Raw genomic sequence first — 15,289 nt, forward strand, 5'->3', positions numbered from 1 at the left:
CCCCGTGCATTTCTTCCGGCGGGAAGCCCCTCTATCCTTGTCCCCACACATGAGGAAGTGGCTTCAACGGGTAGTGGATTTCCTTGAGGAACTGCTCGACATCCCCTCTTCCGCCTGGAAGTGGCTGGCGCCCACCCTGCTCGTCTCCATCATTGCCCTCGGATGGCTGCTCTACCCGCTGGGGATACACGCCGACGACTATCTGGAGGCCCTCACGGCCCGCCGTTCCGGCTGGAAGCAGTTGCTGACCTTCCAGGGAGCCCCAGTTCCGCTGCTGCTGTCGGTGTGGAAACTGGCCCTCCCATTCAGTGACGGACCGCCGTCAGGCATCCTGAGAGTTGCAGCGGCTACCGTGCACATAATCAATTCGGTCCTGGTTTATGCAGCTCTGTGTGGCATCTTCTCCAGGTATACGCGGCTCGCGGCGGCTATGACTTTTTTCGCCTATCGCGGCGGCAACTGGGTGCTGCTCTGGGCAGCGACTTTCAAGGACGCACTAATGACCCTGTTTGTCCTGCTGGCGGTCATCCTGTGGCGGCGCGGGATGGAACACCCACGCTGCCGGCTCTGGGCCAGCCTGCCCGCTGCCGCCGCCATGATGTGCAAACCCACTGCCATCGTGCTCGCGCCGCTGCTGCTACTCCACCAGCTCTGGATGGAGGACCGCGATAGCTGGACCCTTCGCTTGCAAAAGGCTGCCGGCGGGCTGCTACTCGTTTCCTCCGTTCTGGGCGCCCTCCTGGCCAATGCGCTTCTCAACCCCGGTATCTGGTCCGGTTACACACCGGGCCGCGGCCTGCCGGACATCGAATACGCCCCGCTCTATCTGGCCGGAATGTATAGCTACCTGGCGGCTTGGTCCCTGCTGCCGGTCAGTCCAGATCTGGATATCCAGAGCCAATCGTGGCTCGCGGCCTCAGGCTTCATCATCATCTGCGGAATCGCTGCCGCGTTTTTCCGTTTCGACAGGATGGTGAAATGGGGAATTGCCTGGCATGCCGCCTTCACCGCCCTTCCCCTTTATGCCAACGGAGGCATGCCCTCGCCGCACTATTCCTACGCAGCGGCATTCGGGCTAACGCTGGCAGTATTCCGCGCTGGTGGTCTCGTTTACAGGCGGAGCTCAGGTGCCCGGCCGGCCATTCTGGTGGTGGGAATACTCTGGCTGGCGGGCACACTGGTCCATTGGCCGTCCGATCTGAGGCTTTTTCACCGCATGGGCAAGGCAGGCCAGGATGCACGCCATGTGATCCTGGCTCATAAAGATGACGTGCTGGCATCCGGCAGGGTATATGCGACGAGCCCACATCCACGCCTGCTCCCGCTTATGACAGTTAACAGCCACCTTTTCGAGTTTGAGCTGGGCAATCCAGTCAGAGTCGTCCACCCGCAATCGCCCGCCTGTCCGGCAACCGATGGCATTCCCTGCCTGTACCTGGCACATTCAAAAGCCGAGTTAGCCGCCTGCACCAGTAACGCTGCCGATAGCTGCATGATATGGACGCCCGCCACCCGTAATCCTTAAAAGCGCAAGCCGGGAAACCAAACGGTTTCTTCCGGCGGAAGTCCACACTATTCTTTTCCAACCAGACAGATGGCGAACCACTCCCTCCATGCAGGAGCTTCCCTGAAAGAGTTCCTCGATATACCTGCTTCCGCGTGGAAATGGCTGGCACCAATGGCCCTTATCGCTGGCATCCTGCTGGCGTGGCTGGTCTATCCTTTGGGCCTCCACTGCGACGATTACTGGGAGGCCCTCGTTGCCCGCCAGATCTCCTGGCTGGAGTTGCTGACTTTCCAAGGCGCACCCATTCCCATTCATCTTGGTATCTGGAAGCTGGCATTGCCTTTCAGCGAGGGCCCCCCGTCCGGGATACTCCGGGCCGTATCGGTATTCGTGCATGTGGCGAATTCGATCCTTGTGTATTCCGCCCTTCGCGACCTGTTTTCCCGGCAAACCAGGGTTGCTGCCGCGTTTGCATTTTTGGCCTACCGGTGTGGCAACACGGTCCTGTTCTGGGCTCCGACCCTGAAGGATTCCCTGATGACCCTGTTTGTCCTGCTGGCGGTCATCCTGTGGCGGCGCGGGATGGAACACCCACGCTGCCGGCTCTGGGCCAGCCTGCCCGCTGCCGCCGCCATGATGTGCAAACCCACTGCCATCGTGCTCGCGCCGCTGCTGCTACTCCACCAGCTCTGGATGGAGGACCGCGATAGCTGGACCCTTCGCTTGCAAAAGGCTGCCGGCGGGCTGCTACTCGTTTCCTCCGTTCTGGGCGCCCTCCTGGCCAATGCGCTTCTCAACCCCGGTATCTACTCCGATCATTCGGCTGGAGTAACGATGCCTGCCGTTGAATCTGTCCCGCTGTATCTTCTCGGCCATTTCAACAACTACGCGGCCTGGTCGCTACTGCCCGTCATTCCAGACCTGGGGATTCTCAGCCACGCGTGGATTTCGGTTGCCGGTACCCTGCTCTTTTTCGGAGCGGCCGCCGGGTTTTTCTGGTTTGACCGGAAAGTGAAATGGGGAATCGCCTGGTACACGGCTTTTGTGCTGCTTCCTCTATACGCCAACGGCGGCTCGCCCGCACCCCACTATTCCTATGCCGCTGCATTTGGCCTGCTGCTCGCCATATTTCGGTCAGGACAAATCCTGCTGGCCCATATACCGCAGATGCAGCCGGTAGTTCTGGCTGCCGGACTTATCTGGCTTACCGCAACGACATTCCACTGGCCCAGCGACCTGCGCCATTTTCGCGTCGCCGGAAAGGTGGGACTGGATACCCGGCACCAGCTTATCCTTCACCAGAACGAACTGCTGGATGCTGGGTCATACTACCTCACCGGTGCCAAACTCCCCCTGCCGCCGCTACTTGTGGCTGAAACCCGCATGATCGAGTTCGATCTGGGTCAGACGCTCCAGACCCGGCGTCCCCCGAACGGCGAGTGTCCCCATGAGAATGCATACCCCTGTATCAGCATGATCTCGAAAATATCGGATGCTTATGCCTGCGCCGATACACCTCCGGGCGGGTGCATTACCTATGTATCCGCACGTCGATCTCCTTAAAACACATCGAATTGCCTGATACGGGCCATTATACGTGTGACACGTCCTGACATATGCCCGTGTCATGATCTCCTCGTGGCCGCCGCAAACGGTCGCAGGAAGGCAGGGCAAAGAAATGGGACTGTTTCCGGTGTGGGTCTCCGAGGGTATTACGGTGGGGCTTTTGACGCTCGGGGCGAGTGCCGCGCTGCATGCCATAGCGGGGACTGTTCTGTGGACCGCCAGATGGCTTGGGCATCACATCTGGCAGGCGACAGCGCGCAAGGCTCAGAACGGATAACCCATCTTGACGAATGCCACCATGCCGTCACGGGAGAAGCCAAAATCCACGCGGACAAGGATGTCGGGGCGGACCTCGAGCCGCCAGCCCACTCCGCCCGTGTATTCCATGTCCTTGAAGCCCAGATCGCCGCTGCTGTGGAATACTCGTCCCATCTCGAAGAACGGGTCCAGCCGCACCTCTGATTCCACATCGAACCAGTTCAGCCGGACCAGCGCCACGCGAACCTCTGCCTGAAACAGAAGGCGGCCATTGTCGTAGAAACGCCCGCCACCAAACCCCCGGAGCGCGGAGTCTCCACCCAGTGCGGGAAGCCGCATGAAAGGAATTGCGCTGGAGCCGTATACGTGATCGACCAGGCCGCGGACGACGCCATAAACCCGTTCGGAAAACGGACGCAGATGAAGCGCCTCTCCGCCCCACCCCCAGTAGCCCACGTCACTTCCAAACGATTCGGAACTCCGGTACCCATACATCCGCATGAATGTTCCCACCCGGGAAAACTCCCCGTCCGGCCGGGTATCCATCTCCACAGCTGTCCGGTGGACTACTGTCAATGACTTAGGAGTGCCGGGAAGACCGGGATAGACCGCCAGTGTCGAAGGCACGCCGGGAATCACATCCGGCTTGATACGTGTGCGGTAAACCTCGCCTTCATAGACGAGGTTAAACGCCCCCAGCACCTTAACCCCCACACGCCCTCCGGCATGGTAATCCTCCATCGTGAAGGCACTCTGCCCCGACGCCGGGGTTCCGGCGCCGGTGCCGTAGAACCGTCGGTAGGGATCATTGATGTATGAGGCCCGCAGCGAGGCAAAAAACGGCGTGCCAAAGATGGGATTCTGATCCAGCTCGAACATCGCCTCCCGGTAGACCCTCTCGGCGATCGAACCATACAGGCGAACCTTGGAACCCGGCCGGAAGTAACCCTGGTAGTCGAGCGTGCCGGTGTGTCCAATGATCCCGTTCCACGTGTACTGTGGGGAGATGATCCCGATGATCGCGTTCGTCGTCCGCCGCTGGACAAGGAATATGCCCATCGCTCCGGCTGTGGGCCCCTCGTTCGGATCCAGATCGAACACGGGCACCGGCACAAACTGCACCCGGTTCCCGCCAGCCTCAAACGTCCGCTGCGGATTCATCCGCTCCAGCAGTTCCATGACCCGCGGATCGATAAACGGCGTTTCGTCCGTCTTTCCCTTTCCGGATTTTTCAGCCTCGACGGGTGCTGACGATTCCGGGGCGGCATTTGCCACACCCGCCTCCATAACCAGCACCGCCAGCAACCATGCGGCCCGGAAAACCCGGGCAGGAAAGAGGCGGCGTATGCCAGAAGGGAAAGCGGAAATGATCACTGGTGCTGAGTCTACCCCGCTGGCAGCGACCGGTGTAAATGCCCGCTTGGTGACGAGGCGCATATCCACCGGGAAAGCGGCGCCCGCTGCGCTTATGGAAGTACTCAATCATTCCGCTGCGTTATCTGGTTGACAGCGGTTCCATAACTGCCCTATATTGCCTGTGTATCGAGTTCCTTAAGGTGAGGGCTGCACCGATTCCGGGCGGCCCATGAAATCCGGCACAGCAATCAAGCCATCTCTCCGGACCTGCAGCGTCTGCGGTAAGCCCTTTGAACTCCAGTTCAGCTTCCAGCATCGAACCGAAGACGGCGCCGAACATTACTACTGCAGTTCGGCGTGCCTGCTCGAAGAATCTTCCACTGGTCCGAAACTGATCGATGTCGACACCGGAGAGCCGGTTTCCACCCGCGACGACAGCTCCGTGCAGTGCGATCACTGCAAGCGCCAGTTCAAGATTGCCTACCTTGGCCAGCTGGTCGTGGCGGGTTCCAGAACTCGCCGCGTGTGCAGCCCTGAATGTCGCGCCGCCATAGTGAAAACCGTCACGTCGAAACACCGGGTCCACCGGATCGCGGTGATGAACCAGAAGGGCGGCACCGGAAAAACGACAACCTCGGTCACCTTGGCAGCGGGCCTTGCCGCGAAAGGTCACCGCGTGCTCCTCGTTGATATGGATTCGCAGGGGAATGTGGGTGCCTCGCTAGGCGTCCGGGGCGAAAAGTCGATCTATCATGTCCTGATCGACTCCATTCCCCCGCAGGAAGCTTCCGTCCCCGTCCGTCCCGGCCTTGATGTCATTACATCGGACGAGACAGTCGCCGCTGCCGAGATCCGCCTCGTGAACATGAAGCGCCGCGAGCGTCTCCTCCGCCAACGTCTCGAAGGTCTGGGCGACTATGACTATGTGGTACTGGACTGCGCACCGAGCCTTTCCATCGTCAACCAGAACGCGCTCACTTTCGCCGAAAGCGTGCTGATCCCGGTGTCGTGCGACTTCCTCGCCATGTATGGCGTAAAGCAGATACTCCGGACCATCCGCTACGTGCGGGAACAGCTTATGCACCCGATCGAGATACTCGGCGTCCTGCCCACCTTCTACGATCCGCGCGCACGGATCACCCATGACGTCGTGGCCAGCCTGAAGGACTACTTCAAGGACCAGATGTTCCAGCCAATCCGCGCAAACTCGAAGCTGAAGGAAGCCCCGTCCTACCGGAAAACCATCTTTGAATACGACCCGAAGTGCCCCTCGGCGCTCGACTACCAGGCCCTGGTAGACAGCGTGGTGGAGCGCCTCCGGTCCAGAAACGAAAACCCACGCCCGCAAGCTGCGGGCGCTACCGCCTGAGGGCGGCACAACCCCAACCCCCAACGGAGACCCGAACGCACATGGAACACAAGAAGCACGAAGCCCTCGCGATGGCGCCCGCCCTGGGACGCAACCCGCTGACCGAAGACGTCATGGAGCGGACCTTTTACCGGCCTGCGCGTGACGACGGCGAGGACAAGCCCACCCATTACAAGATCGTGTCAATCTCCTTGTACCTTGAGGACATCGATCTGCTGAACCGGATGGTCGCCGATCTCAAGGCCAAGGGGCATACCAAGGCGAACAAAAGCGCGCTCATTCGCGCCGCCCTGCGCCAGTGCGATCTGGACAAGGTGCCGAAGAACATCTGAACCGCGGTTCTGTCAGCGCCCACTGGGCCTGAAATAACCGGAAATGCCCGGTTCCCGAACGGGGGCCGGGCATTCGGCTGGAAAAACAGGCTTACTGCTTGATGGCCGCGTCAACGAGCTTCTTCAGCTCGCCGCTGGAATACAGTTCACGGGTAATATCACAACCGCCAACGAACTGGCCGTCGATGTAAAGCTGCGGGATAGTCGGCCAGTTTGAATACCGCTTGATGCCTTCACGGATATCCATGTCCTCAAGAACGTCCACTGTCTCGAACGGGATTTCCATGCGGCGGAGAATATCCACCACCGTCGCTGAAAAACCGCACATCGGCATCAGCTTGTTCCCTTTCATGAACAGGACCACCTTGTTGTTCTTGACCATCGCGTCAATCTTCTGCTGTGCGTCTGACATCTTTCCTGCTCCCTAGAGCGCGCCCGCCGGGGCGCGGTCATCATCGTGAGAATTCGCCTGTGCTTTTCAGGCCGGGGCCTGCGTTTTCAGCGCCAGAGCATGCAACGGCGCCCCCGGTCCAGCCATCAGGTCCGAAAGGGACTTGTACACCCGTTGATGCTGCTGGACCATCGACAAGCTTCGAAACTGCTCGGCGGTCACATGGACACTGAAATGATCACCACCTCCGGTGGTATCCTCCACTATGACACTGGCACCGGGCAGTTCCGCCTCGATCCGCCGCCTGATTTCTGCAGGGTTCACCATAATACTGCCACCGGCCTCCAATTTAACCGATCGTCGGCAGAAGTGATATCCAGTCGGACAGGAATAATGGCTGCCGGATGCCCATTTGAATAAATCCCTGGCAGGCCGGGGAAAAGGGGTATCATGCAAATCACAGACACAGGGAGCCGGGGAGCTTATGTTCGGAACACTGGAAACCCCGGTCAGCCAAGTCTAAAGGAGCGCCCTTGAAAGCATACCACCTGCTGTTCGCCGCCATCGCTTTTCTCGCCATTCTCGTCATCCCCGCCGCTTCCCAGCCAAAACGGGCCGGGACCATTGCCCTTGTTAATGGCCGGGTGATCGTGACGTCCAGGGGCGTCACTTTCCCGGCGGAACCCGGTTCGCCCGTCTATGAGGGCGACAGGATACGGTCGTTCAATCCGGGCAAGGCGAAAATCGTCTTTACCGATGATACGATCATCAACATTGGCCGTGATACGGAGTTCGAGATCAAAACGGCCAGTTTCAGCCTTTTCCGGCGGGATTCGTCTTTCGATGTATTTCGGGGCCGCTTCAAGGTGGCCGTCGGCAAGCTCTTCACCGGCACCAGCCAGTTCGAACTGCGCACTCCCACCGTCGTCACTGGCGTCCGGGGGACCGTATTCTGGGGCGACACGGAACTGGATGCCATGTGCGCGCTGCAGGGGGAGATAGAGGTGACGCCGGTCTCGAACCCCTCCGCCCGGCAGTATCTCAAGGATGGCCAGTGTGCCGCTGGCTACAAGGGCGGGAACCCTGCCGCCATTTCGCCGACCGCCGAAGCAGTCCGCGGATATATTGACGAGGTAACGCCGGAGTAAGCGGCCCTACTCTCCTCCAATTCCGAAAGCAGCCTGGATGCCGGTCATTACAAACTGCACGCCGATGCAGATGATGATGAACCCCATGAGGCGGCTGACGACCTCCTGACCGACCTTGCCAATGTATTCTGCCACAATGGGTGCTGCACGGAGCGTGAGGTAACTGACCAGGGCAGAGAGTACGATGGATGCCGACAGGGCCAGATATTCGACGACCCCCGTCGTGCTGACGGCGAGCGACATGGTAACGGCGATGGAACCCGGCCCTGACAGCATCGGCATGGCAAGCGGGGTGAACGAGATGTCCTCCTTCCGCATGGCGGCCTCAGCCGTCTTCTCGGCGATCGGGGCCTGGCTATTCAACTGGTTCCAGCCGGCTTTCAGCACCAGCAGGCCACCCGCGATCCGCATGGCATGGATCGACAGGCCGAACAGCTTGAAGATATAGACGCCACCATAAAGGAACAGGCCCAGGATAAACACCATGTAGAAGGCCGCCCGCCGCGCCTGTCCGGCCCGGTGCTCATCGGTATCGCCGGCCGTCATGGCAAGAAACACTGGCACTGCCGACACCGGATTGATGATCGGCAGCAATGCCAGAAGCCCGACGCCCATTACCTGGAAAAACGACTGTATCATTCTTCTGGAAAATCCGGCGGCCTCTCAGGCCATCCCCTGCGCCTTGTAGAGCCGGGGGAAATCCATGCGGTATTTTTCCACCGGCCTGCCATTTTTCAGGTGCGACTCGACGATCTCTGGCACCTGCCCCGCCGTCAGGCGGCCGTACCAGACCCCTTCCGGGTAAATCACGGCCGAGACACCCTCCTCGCAGGTCTCCAGGCATCCGGACTTCTGGGCCCGGACCATGGCCACGAGACCGGCTTTTGCCACCTCTTCCTTGAACCTCGCCAGCACCTCGGCCGCCCCGCGCGAGGCACAGCACCCACGGCGGTGTCCTGCCTCCCGTTCGTTCATACAGACAAACACGTGATACTGGTAAGGGGCTGGCATGCCTGGACTCCCGTTCCGCTTCATTGCGTTTGCATCGCCCCGGGTCAAGGCCAATGCCTTGACCTCCTGCAGCCCCTCTGGCGATGATAACGCCGTCAGGCAATGGAACCTTCACCGGACACCACCCGGCTGGAAGCGGAACTCCGCCGCAAGCAGCATGTCATCGATTCGATGCGCGAGATCGGCCGTGCCCTTTCGTCCACGCTCTCCACCAACACACTGCTTGCCCTCATCATGGACCGGACAATCAGCCTCATGGACGCCGATCGCTCGACCCTGTTCGTCGTTGACCATGCGAAGAAGGAACTCTGGTCGCTCATCGCCCAGGGCGAGAACGTAAAGGAAATCCGCCTTCCCATCGGGAAAGGGATCGCCGGTTACGTTGCCGCCACGGGCGAGACGATCAACATCCCCGATGCCTACCAGGATGCCCGTTTCAATCCCGAAGTAGACCGGCAGACCGGCTATCGCACACGCAACATCCTGTGCATGCCGCTCAGGGACCACAACGAAAACGTGATGGCGGTGCTCCAGGTGCTGAACAAGCGTACAGGCCCCTTCACTCGTGAGGACGAGGAGCTTCTCGACGCCCTTGGATTTCAGGCATCCATAAGCCTCCAGAACTCCCGGCTCTATGCGGATCTCGAAGTCCGGAACGCGGAACTCAGGCAGACCCACGCCGGCCTCCAGCAGAAGATGGCCGAGCTGGACATGCTGTTTGAGCTGGAACGGATGATTTCCAGCGCCGCCAGTCTCGAAACCCTGCTCGACTCGGTGATGGAACGCACCACCCGGTTTGTCGGAGGTCAGGCAGGAAGCATCCTGCTGATCGAGGAAGACACCAACAACCTGTTCTTCAAGACGGCCCTGGGAGACAAGGCAGCCGAGGTAAAGAAGTTCAAGGTCCCGGTCGGTGAAGGCATCGCCGGCTGGGTCGCCAAGAACGGGGAGCCGCTCCTCGTTTCGGATGCCTATCTTGACGACCGGTTCCGCCGGGATATTGCCGATGCCATCGGCTTTCCCACACACAGCATTATCTGCGTGCCCCTGAAGGCCGAAGGGAGAACCATCGGCGCGCTAGAGATCATCAACAAGAATACGGATGTTTCGGCCGGCGGAACGCGGGCCTTCGACAAGGAGGATGTGAAGCTCCTCACGCTGATCTCCGGACAGGTGGCCAAGGCCATACATCTTACCCAGTTGCGCGAGCGGGAGGCCAAGTCCCAGCGGCTTGCCACCGTTGGCCGTGCCGTCTCCGGCCTGATCCACGACATGCAGACACCCATGACCTCCATCGTCGGGTTTGTCGAGCTCATGGCCCTCCAGGATACCTCGGACAAGGACCGCGAGGAGTTCGCCGGAATCGTCCGCCGCGAGGTCGAGCGGCTGACCCAGATGATCCGTGCCCAGCTCGATTTCGTGAAGGGCAAGTCTGACGTGCTCCTGAAACGGGTGGGGCTCGGAACGCTGATCAACGAGATCGTCTATTTTCTGGAGAAGGAGTTTGGCGAAGCCGGCATCCGCATCGAAACGGATCTCGCCTACAAGGGCAACATCCACATAGACGAGTCAAAGATCAAGAGAGCCATCTTCAATCTGGCCAAGAACGCCAAGGAAGCGATGCCCGGCGGCGGGAAGTTCATGATACGCAGCCGCGACGACGGCAGCCATATCATCATCGAGTTTGCCGACACCGGCTCCGGGATTCCGGCCGATATCCGCGACAAGGTGTTCGGTGAATTCGTCACCCACGGCAAGGAACACGGCACCGGTCTTGGCCTTGCCCAGGTCAAGCGCACCATCGACGAGCACAAAGGCGAAATCGGTTTCAGCAGCGAGATGGGCAAAGGGACCACGTTTACCATCAGGCTGCCGAAGGGCTGAGGCTTTTCATCCCGCCGCTTCCAGCGGAACGATCTGAAGCCCGGCACCGGCGGAATCCCTGTCCACGCGGGCCCGGACGCCAAAATACCGGGAGAGATTTTCCGGTGTGATGACTTCCACCGGGCTGCCGCTGGCGGCGATCTTTCCACCAGAGACGAGCAGCAACCGGTCGCAATACCTCGAAGCCAGTGCCAGATCATGGACGGCAAGCAGGACCCCGCGCCCTTCCCCGGCCAGTCCCCGGACTATTCGCATGGCCTCAAGCTGGTGCACCAGGTCCAGGTTCGACGTGGGTTCATCAAGCACCAGAAGCCGGGGGTTCTGGGCGATGGCACGGGCGATGAATACCCTCTGGCGCTCGCCGCCGGACAGCTCGTTTACCGGCCGGTGGGCGAGATGCTCCGTCTCCGTCACCTTCATCGCCAGATTGATCCTGTCAATATCCTCCGGTCCTTCCACGGCAAAACGGCCGAGGTAGGGAAAGCGGCCCATTCCGACCACTTCGCGGACCGTGAAGGCAAAGGCAACGGCTGCCTCCTGCGGAACAAAGGCGGCGCGGCGGGCGATCTCCCGACGGGACAGGGTTTCGAGGCTGTCGCCACAGAGGCTGATTCCCCCTTTCCAAGGAACCAGCGCGCCCACTGCCAGTTGCAGGACCGTCGATTTGCCGCTCCCATTCGGCCCGATCAGGGCAACGGTCTCGGACGGTCTGACGGAAAGGGACACTTCTTCCACGACCGGACTGTCGTGGTAGCCGAACGACACTTTATTCAGCTCAAGCAGATGGGCAGTCATGCGGCTATATCCCCAGCCCTCTCCGCTTCCGGATCAGGAGCCAGATGAACACCGGACCGCCGATCACTGCCGTCAGGATGCCGAGCTGGAGTTCTTCGGGCGGCATGACTAGGCGGCAGCCGATATCGGCCATGGCGAGAAACGCTCCGCCCCAAAGGGCGGCGGCCGGGAGCAGGTACCGGTGAGCGGGGCCAAGGCTCAGGCGGAGCATGTGAGGTACCACAAGCCCTACGAAGCCGATCGGCCCGGCGACAGCCACCGTGGCCCCCGTGACCGCAGCCGTGGCGGCGATGAGGTACAGGCGGACACGGGGCACGTCCACCCCGACCGCCCAGGCCTGCGTCTCGCCCAGGACCAGTGCATCGAGATCCCGGGCGAAGACGAGGATCACGGCCACGCCCGCCAGCGCCGGGGGGAGCATCATGCGGAGATGATCCCAGTTCCGGCCGGAGAGGCCGCCCATCGTCCAGCTCAGTATCTGTGATGCCACCTGCCAGTTGGCGAGCGACACCGAGATGATGAACGACGTCGCCGCCACGCAGATGACCCCGATGGCAACACCCGCCAGCAGCAGGATGCCGGTATCCACCCGCCCGCGGCGGGCCGTCAGCGCATAGACGGTCCAGATTGCGCCCATCCCCCCCACGAAGCTCATGAAGGGCAGCATCCACACTGACCAGGCGGCAAGGCCGCTATAGATCGCCACGACACCGCCCAGCGCCGACCCTGACGAGACGCCCAGGATGCCGGGTTCGGCCAGCGGGTTGCGGAAAAAACCCTGCATGGCGGCACCCGCCACCGCGAGTCCGCCGCCCACGGCGAGCGCCAGCAGCGTCCGTGGCAGCCGCACCGACAGGACGACCGTCTCCTGCCACGGCTTCCAGAACGGCTCCACCGGCAGGCCCATCCCCCGGCCCAGAATCGCCGCCACCGAACCGAGGCCGATATCCGCGGCCCCGAACAGGAGACCCAGGAGGAGCGCCCCCACCGCGGCGGCCCCGCCGGCCAGCAGATACCCCGTGCCCCGGTTCATTCGGTGAATGCTTCCGGGTGCAGGACGCGGGCCACGCCTTCGACACCGGACGCCACGTGGTGCGAGAGGTTGATGAGTTCCCTGTCCAGGATTGTGTAAACGCGGCCCGTCCGGACGGCGCCCACCTCCCGCCAGTCCGGGTTCTTCAGGTACCGGTCCCGGACCACCGCATCGTCTCCGTCACCGTAGCGGGAGAGCAGGATCACATCGGGATCGAGGGCGATAGCGGCCTCGTGCGCGAGCCGCCGGACCCCGTTAATACCCGCCTCGGTGGCGGCGACGTTGGTTCCGCCCGAACGGTTAATAATGTCATCGATGGTGGTTCCCCGGCCATGCGTGGTGCTGTCTCCCATGAAGTAGAGAACCCGCGGGCGCGGAAGGCCGGCGACCCGCCGGGCGACGTCTTCCAGCCGGCTGTCGAATGTGGAAACCAGCGCTTCGCCCCTATCTACATCTCCCGTCGCCAGGGCGATGAGCCGGAGGTTCCTTCGCACGTCATCGATGGCGTTGTAGCCGCTCAAGTACAGCACCGGGATCCCGGACTGGGCCATGAACCGCACGAAGCTGGTTTCCGTGTAGGCGGATGCCAGCAGGAGGTCCGGCTCCAGAGAGAGGATCTGCTCAGGGTCGTCGTCCACCAGCGTCACCCCCGGCGGCACACGGTCCACACAGTTCGACGATACCGGATCGGTGGAAAAATAGGTCAGCCCCGCGAGCCGCCCCGGAGCGGCGATTTCGGTCAGGATTTCATCCCCCAAAAGGACCATGGACACGATCCGCTGCGGCATGGCCGGAATGACCTGCATGTCCCCCGCAGGGCCGGTGAGCGCGAGGGGATAGCCGCTGCCTTCGATACGGCTCCCCTCCAGCGGGCTTGCACCCACCATCGGCGCCCGGACCGAACGGGCCCATGAAACGCCTGTTCCGAATGCCGCCGCGAGCAGCAGGATCACCGCAAACCGCACCGCATTACCTCGCTAGCACCTGCCCCGGCCTCGCGGGGCGATGCCCAAGGCTATACCGGCCACCGGAAGGCGCGGGCAAGTGGACGGACGACGGCCACATTCGACTATCCCTCCCTGCCGGAATGGCTATAATGCCTGACGCATGATGCCCCCCTCTACCATAAAGGTGGCGCCGCCGACCGTGTCGGTGGTGATACCGGTTTACAACAGCTCACGCACGATCCCGATCCTGGTGCCGCGGCTGAATACCGTGCTGATGCAGGCGGCCAGCCAGTTCGAGATCATCCTCGTCAATGACGGAAGCAAGGACGGGAGCTGGAACGAGATCGTCAAGTGCTGCGGCTATCTCCACTCCGTCCGGGGGATCAACCTGTCCCGGCACTACGGCCAGCACAACGCGCTCCTGTGCGGGATCCGGGCGGCGGCATTCGATGTCATCATCACCGTTGATGACGACCTGATGTTCCAGCCGGAGGACATTCCCAGGCTGCTCGGGAAGCTGGATCTGGACAAGGACGTCGTTTACGGGACGCCGGATACCGTTCCGCAGGGATGGCGCCGCCGCCTTGCCGAAAAGTTCAACGGGACCGTTCTCCGGCTCGCCATGAACTCCGAGCATGCCAGCAAGGCGAGCATGTTCCGGCTATTCCGGACGCGCCTGCGCGATGCGTTCGCGGACTACCAGTCGCCCTTTGTGTCCCTCGATGTGCTCCTGTCCTGGGCGACCACCCGGTTCACGCACGTCGCCGTCACGCCGAACGTGCGCACCACCACCGCGCCTCAGGTTCCGCTCGGAAAACTGCTGGTTGACGCCTTGACGCTGGCTACCAGTTTCAATCCGCTGCTCCTCCGCCTGGTGAGCCTGAAAGGATTTGCCGTTACCGGTTTCGGCCTTGTCCTGTTTGCATGCGCGCTGGCGGGACTGATCTTTTCCGGACACGGCCTGGCGGGCATCGCCCTTCTCGCCGGCGTCGTCGTGACAGCCCTGGGGATGCAACTGGTCGCCACCGGAATCGTCGGCGAATACATCGCCCGCGTGCATCTCCGGAGCATGGGCAAGCCGTCCTACCTGATCCGCGAGGAAGCCGAGCGGCTGGCGCAGTAGCGGAAGCACCGCTTCCGGCGTCGCGACTACTCCGCGGCCGGGACCGGTGCGTGAGCGTTCCTGGCCGCGACGGCCTGGTCCCACGCCTCCTGGAAATAGAACTGGTACAAGGCCTCCCGGTTCAGGTCGTAGATGATCCGCTCGGCGACGCGGCCCGCGCTGAACAGGTCGATCCGGAGCGGCCCGGTGAAGGTGGAAACCCTCGGGAACGTCCGCACATGGACGGGTCTTTCCTCCCGGATGTCGTGAAAGACGATTGTTCCCGATGAATCCTTGATCGTCGTTTCCACCTGGAAAATCTCGCCGGAAAAGCTGGGCAGGATTCCCAGCGTGTAGCGGGAAACGGCCGTGTAGTAGCCGTAATCCCCTACGGACGAAATCCGCACGTCGGCAACGAGGTCGGGGTCCTGAATGTCAGCACCCACGCTTTCAAACATCCGGGACCCGGCATAGGCCAAGTGCGTGGCCCGCCCGGCCATTTCCGGCACGCCAAAGCGCCGGACGTAGAAGTGATCGACGGGGGATCCGTTGACGGTTCGTTCCGACGAAACGGCCAGCCTCATCGTTAA

At 61.6% G+C, this 15,289-nt stretch carries 17 protein-coding genes; 8 read left to right on the forward strand and 9 right to left on the reverse strand.

Annotated elements, in window-relative coordinates:
• The first annotated feature begins 49 nt into the window (after positions 1 to 49).
• The 3 genes from KIT79_10725 to KIT79_10735 all read left to right on the forward strand — a co-directional run bounded on the left by KIT79_10725 (position 50) and on the right by KIT79_10735 (position 3,350).
• Positions 50 to 1,525 carry a hypothetical protein gene (locus KIT79_10725; GenBank protein ID MCW5829772.1) on the forward strand — a complete coding sequence of 492 codons (1,476 nt, stop codon included), beginning with the start codon at positions 50 to 52 and terminating at the stop codon, positions 1,523 to 1,525.
• A 69-nt stretch (positions 1,526 to 1,594) separates the two neighbouring features.
• Positions 1,595 to 3,070 carry a glycosyltransferase family 39 protein gene (locus tag KIT79_10730; GenBank protein MCW5829773.1) on the forward strand — a complete coding sequence of 492 codons (1,476 nt, stop codon included), beginning with the start codon at positions 1,595 to 1,597 and terminating at the stop codon, positions 3,068 to 3,070.
• 115 nt (positions 3,071 to 3,185) lie between these two features.
• The gene (locus KIT79_10735) at positions 3,186 to 3,350 is read left to right on the forward strand and encodes a hypothetical protein (GenBank protein ID MCW5829774.1); all 165 of its coding nucleotides are present in this window, start codon (positions 3,186 to 3,188) and stop codon (positions 3,348 to 3,350) included.
• Here KIT79_10735 and KIT79_10740 read toward each other — a convergent pair.
• Positions 3,338 to 4,813 carry a hypothetical protein gene (locus KIT79_10740; GenBank protein ID MCW5829775.1) on the reverse strand — a complete coding sequence of 492 codons (1,476 nt, stop codon included), beginning with the start codon at positions 4,811 to 4,813 and terminating at the stop codon, positions 3,338 to 3,340. The genes KIT79_10735 and KIT79_10740 overlap by 13 nt on opposite strands.
• A gap of 472 nt (positions 4,814 to 5,285) precedes the next feature.
• Between KIT79_10740 and KIT79_10745 the strand changes: the two genes are divergently transcribed.
• Positions 5,286 to 6,056 carry a ParA family protein gene (locus KIT79_10745; protein MCW5829776.1) on the forward strand — a complete coding sequence of 257 codons (771 nt, stop codon included), beginning with the start codon at positions 5,286 to 5,288 and terminating at the stop codon, positions 6,054 to 6,056.
• A gap of 41 nt (positions 6,057 to 6,097) precedes the next feature.
• Positions 6,098 to 6,388 carry a hypothetical protein gene (locus tag KIT79_10750; protein ID MCW5829777.1) on the forward strand — a complete coding sequence of 97 codons (291 nt, stop codon included), beginning with the start codon at positions 6,098 to 6,100 and terminating at the stop codon, positions 6,386 to 6,388.
• Positions 6,389 to 6,479: 91 nt separating this feature from the next.
• Here KIT79_10750 and grxD read toward each other — a convergent pair whose 3' ends face one another.
• On the reverse strand, positions 6,480 to 6,800 hold the full coding sequence (gene grxD, locus KIT79_10755; GenBank protein ID MCW5829778.1) for a Grx4 family monothiol glutaredoxin: 321 nt from the start codon (positions 6,798 to 6,800) through the stop codon (positions 6,480 to 6,482).
• 66 nt (positions 6,801 to 6,866) lie between these two features.
• Positions 6,867 to 7,106, reverse strand: a complete 240-nt coding sequence (locus KIT79_10760) for a BolA family transcriptional regulator (protein ID MCW5829779.1) — start codon at positions 7,104 to 7,106, stop codon at positions 6,867 to 6,869.
• Between the two features lie 206 nt (positions 7,107 to 7,312).
• Between KIT79_10760 and KIT79_10765 the strand changes: the two genes are divergently transcribed.
• Positions 7,313 to 7,927, forward strand: a complete 615-nt coding sequence (locus tag KIT79_10765) for a FecR domain-containing protein (protein MCW5829780.1) — start codon at positions 7,313 to 7,315, stop codon at positions 7,925 to 7,927.
• A gap of 6 nt (positions 7,928 to 7,933) precedes the next feature.
• Here the strand turns inward: KIT79_10765 and KIT79_10770 are convergent, their stop codons facing one another.
• Both KIT79_10770 and KIT79_10775 read right to left on the reverse strand, forming a co-directional pair.
• On the reverse strand, positions 7,934 to 8,566 hold the full coding sequence (locus KIT79_10770; protein MCW5829781.1) for a MarC family NAAT transporter: 633 nt from the start codon (positions 8,564 to 8,566) through the stop codon (positions 7,934 to 7,936).
• A gap of 24 nt (positions 8,567 to 8,590) precedes the next feature.
• Positions 8,591 to 8,938 (reverse strand): (2Fe-2S) ferredoxin domain-containing protein, encoded by a 348-nt coding sequence (locus tag KIT79_10775; protein MCW5829782.1) that lies wholly within the window; start codon positions 8,936 to 8,938, stop codon positions 8,591 to 8,593.
• A 102-nt stretch (positions 8,939 to 9,040) separates the two neighbouring features.
• Between KIT79_10775 and KIT79_10780 the strand changes: the two genes are divergently transcribed.
• Positions 9,041 to 10,822 (forward strand): GAF domain-containing protein, encoded by a 1,782-nt coding sequence (locus KIT79_10780; protein ID MCW5829783.1) that lies wholly within the window; start codon positions 9,041 to 9,043, stop codon positions 10,820 to 10,822.
• A gap of 6 nt (positions 10,823 to 10,828) precedes the next feature.
• Here the strand turns inward: KIT79_10780 and KIT79_10785 are convergent, their stop codons facing one another.
• The 3 genes from KIT79_10785 to KIT79_10795 are packed head-to-tail and all read right to left on the reverse strand — an operon-like array spanning position 10,829 to position 13,615.
• The gene (locus tag KIT79_10785; GenBank protein MCW5829784.1) at positions 10,829 to 11,617 is read right to left on the reverse strand and encodes an ABC transporter ATP-binding protein; all 789 of its coding nucleotides are present in this window, start codon (positions 11,615 to 11,617) and stop codon (positions 10,829 to 10,831) included.
• Between the two features lie 4 nt (positions 11,618 to 11,621).
• Complete coding sequence (locus tag KIT79_10790; protein ID MCW5829785.1) at positions 11,622 to 12,650, reverse strand: iron ABC transporter permease; 1,029 nt, start codon at positions 12,648 to 12,650, stop codon at positions 11,622 to 11,624.
• Positions 12,647 to 13,615: an ABC transporter substrate-binding protein gene (locus KIT79_10795; protein ID MCW5829786.1), complete on the reverse strand. Its 969-nt coding sequence runs from the start codon at positions 13,613 to 13,615 to the stop codon at positions 12,647 to 12,649. Before KIT79_10795 ends, KIT79_10790 begins: the two co-directional genes overlap by 4 nt.
• 166 nt (positions 13,616 to 13,781) lie before the next feature.
• Between KIT79_10795 and KIT79_10800 the strand changes: the two genes are divergently transcribed.
• Positions 13,782 to 14,720: a glycosyltransferase gene (locus KIT79_10800; protein MCW5829787.1), complete on the forward strand. Its 939-nt coding sequence runs from the start codon at positions 13,782 to 13,784 to the stop codon at positions 14,718 to 14,720.
• A gap of 26 nt (positions 14,721 to 14,746) precedes the next feature.
• On the opposite strand, the gene KIT79_10805 is transcribed toward KIT79_10800, so the two are convergent.
• The coding region (locus KIT79_10805) for a hypothetical protein (GenBank protein MCW5829788.1) at positions 14,747 to 15,289 on the reverse strand (543 nt) is incomplete at its 5' end.

Source organism: Deltaproteobacteria bacterium (assembly GCA_026129095.1).
Classification (GTDB): domain Bacteria; phylum JAGRBM01; class JAGRBM01; order JAGRBM01; family JAHCIT01; genus JAHCIT01.

Bases quoted from the DNA above. Each gene is read 5' to 3' on its own strand.
- KIT79_10725 (MCW5829772.1), top strand. From the start codon at position 50: ATGAGGAAGTGGCTTCAACGGGTAGTGGATTTCCTTGAGGAACTGCTC.
- KIT79_10730 (MCW5829773.1), top strand. From the start codon at position 1,595: ATGGCGAACCACTCCCTCCATGCAGGAGCTTCCCTGAAAGAGTTCCTC.
- KIT79_10735 (MCW5829774.1), top strand. From the start codon at position 3,186: ATGGGACTGTTTCCGGTGTGGGTCTCCGAGGGTATTACGGTGGGGCTT.
- KIT79_10745 (MCW5829776.1), top strand. From the start codon at position 5,286: ATGAACCAGAAGGGCGGCACCGGAAAAACGACAACCTCGGTCACCTTG.
- KIT79_10750 (MCW5829777.1), top strand. From the start codon at position 6,098: ATGGAACACAAGAAGCACGAAGCCCTCGCGATGGCGCCCGCCCTGGGA.
- grxD (MCW5829778.1), bottom strand. From the start codon at position 6,800: ATGTCAGACGCACAGCAGAAGATTGACGCGATGGTCAAGAACAACAAG.
- KIT79_10760 (MCW5829779.1), bottom strand. From the start codon at position 7,106: ATGGTGAACCCTGCAGAAATCAGGCGGCGGATCGAGGCGGAACTGCCC.
- KIT79_10770 (MCW5829781.1), bottom strand. From the start codon at position 8,566: ATGATACAGTCGTTTTTCCAGGTAATGGGCGTCGGGCTTCTGGCATTG.
- KIT79_10775 (MCW5829782.1), bottom strand. From the start codon at position 8,938: ATGCCAGCCCCTTACCAGTATCACGTGTTTGTCTGTATGAACGAACGG.
- KIT79_10780 (MCW5829783.1), top strand. From the start codon at position 9,041: ATGGAACCTTCACCGGACACCACCCGGCTGGAAGCGGAACTCCGCCGC.
- KIT79_10785 (MCW5829784.1), bottom strand. From the start codon at position 11,617: ATGACTGCCCATCTGCTTGAGCTGAATAAAGTGTCGTTCGGCTACCAC.
- KIT79_10790 (MCW5829785.1), bottom strand. From the start codon at position 12,650: ATGAACCGGGGCACGGGGTATCTGCTGGCCGGCGGGGCCGCCGCGGTG.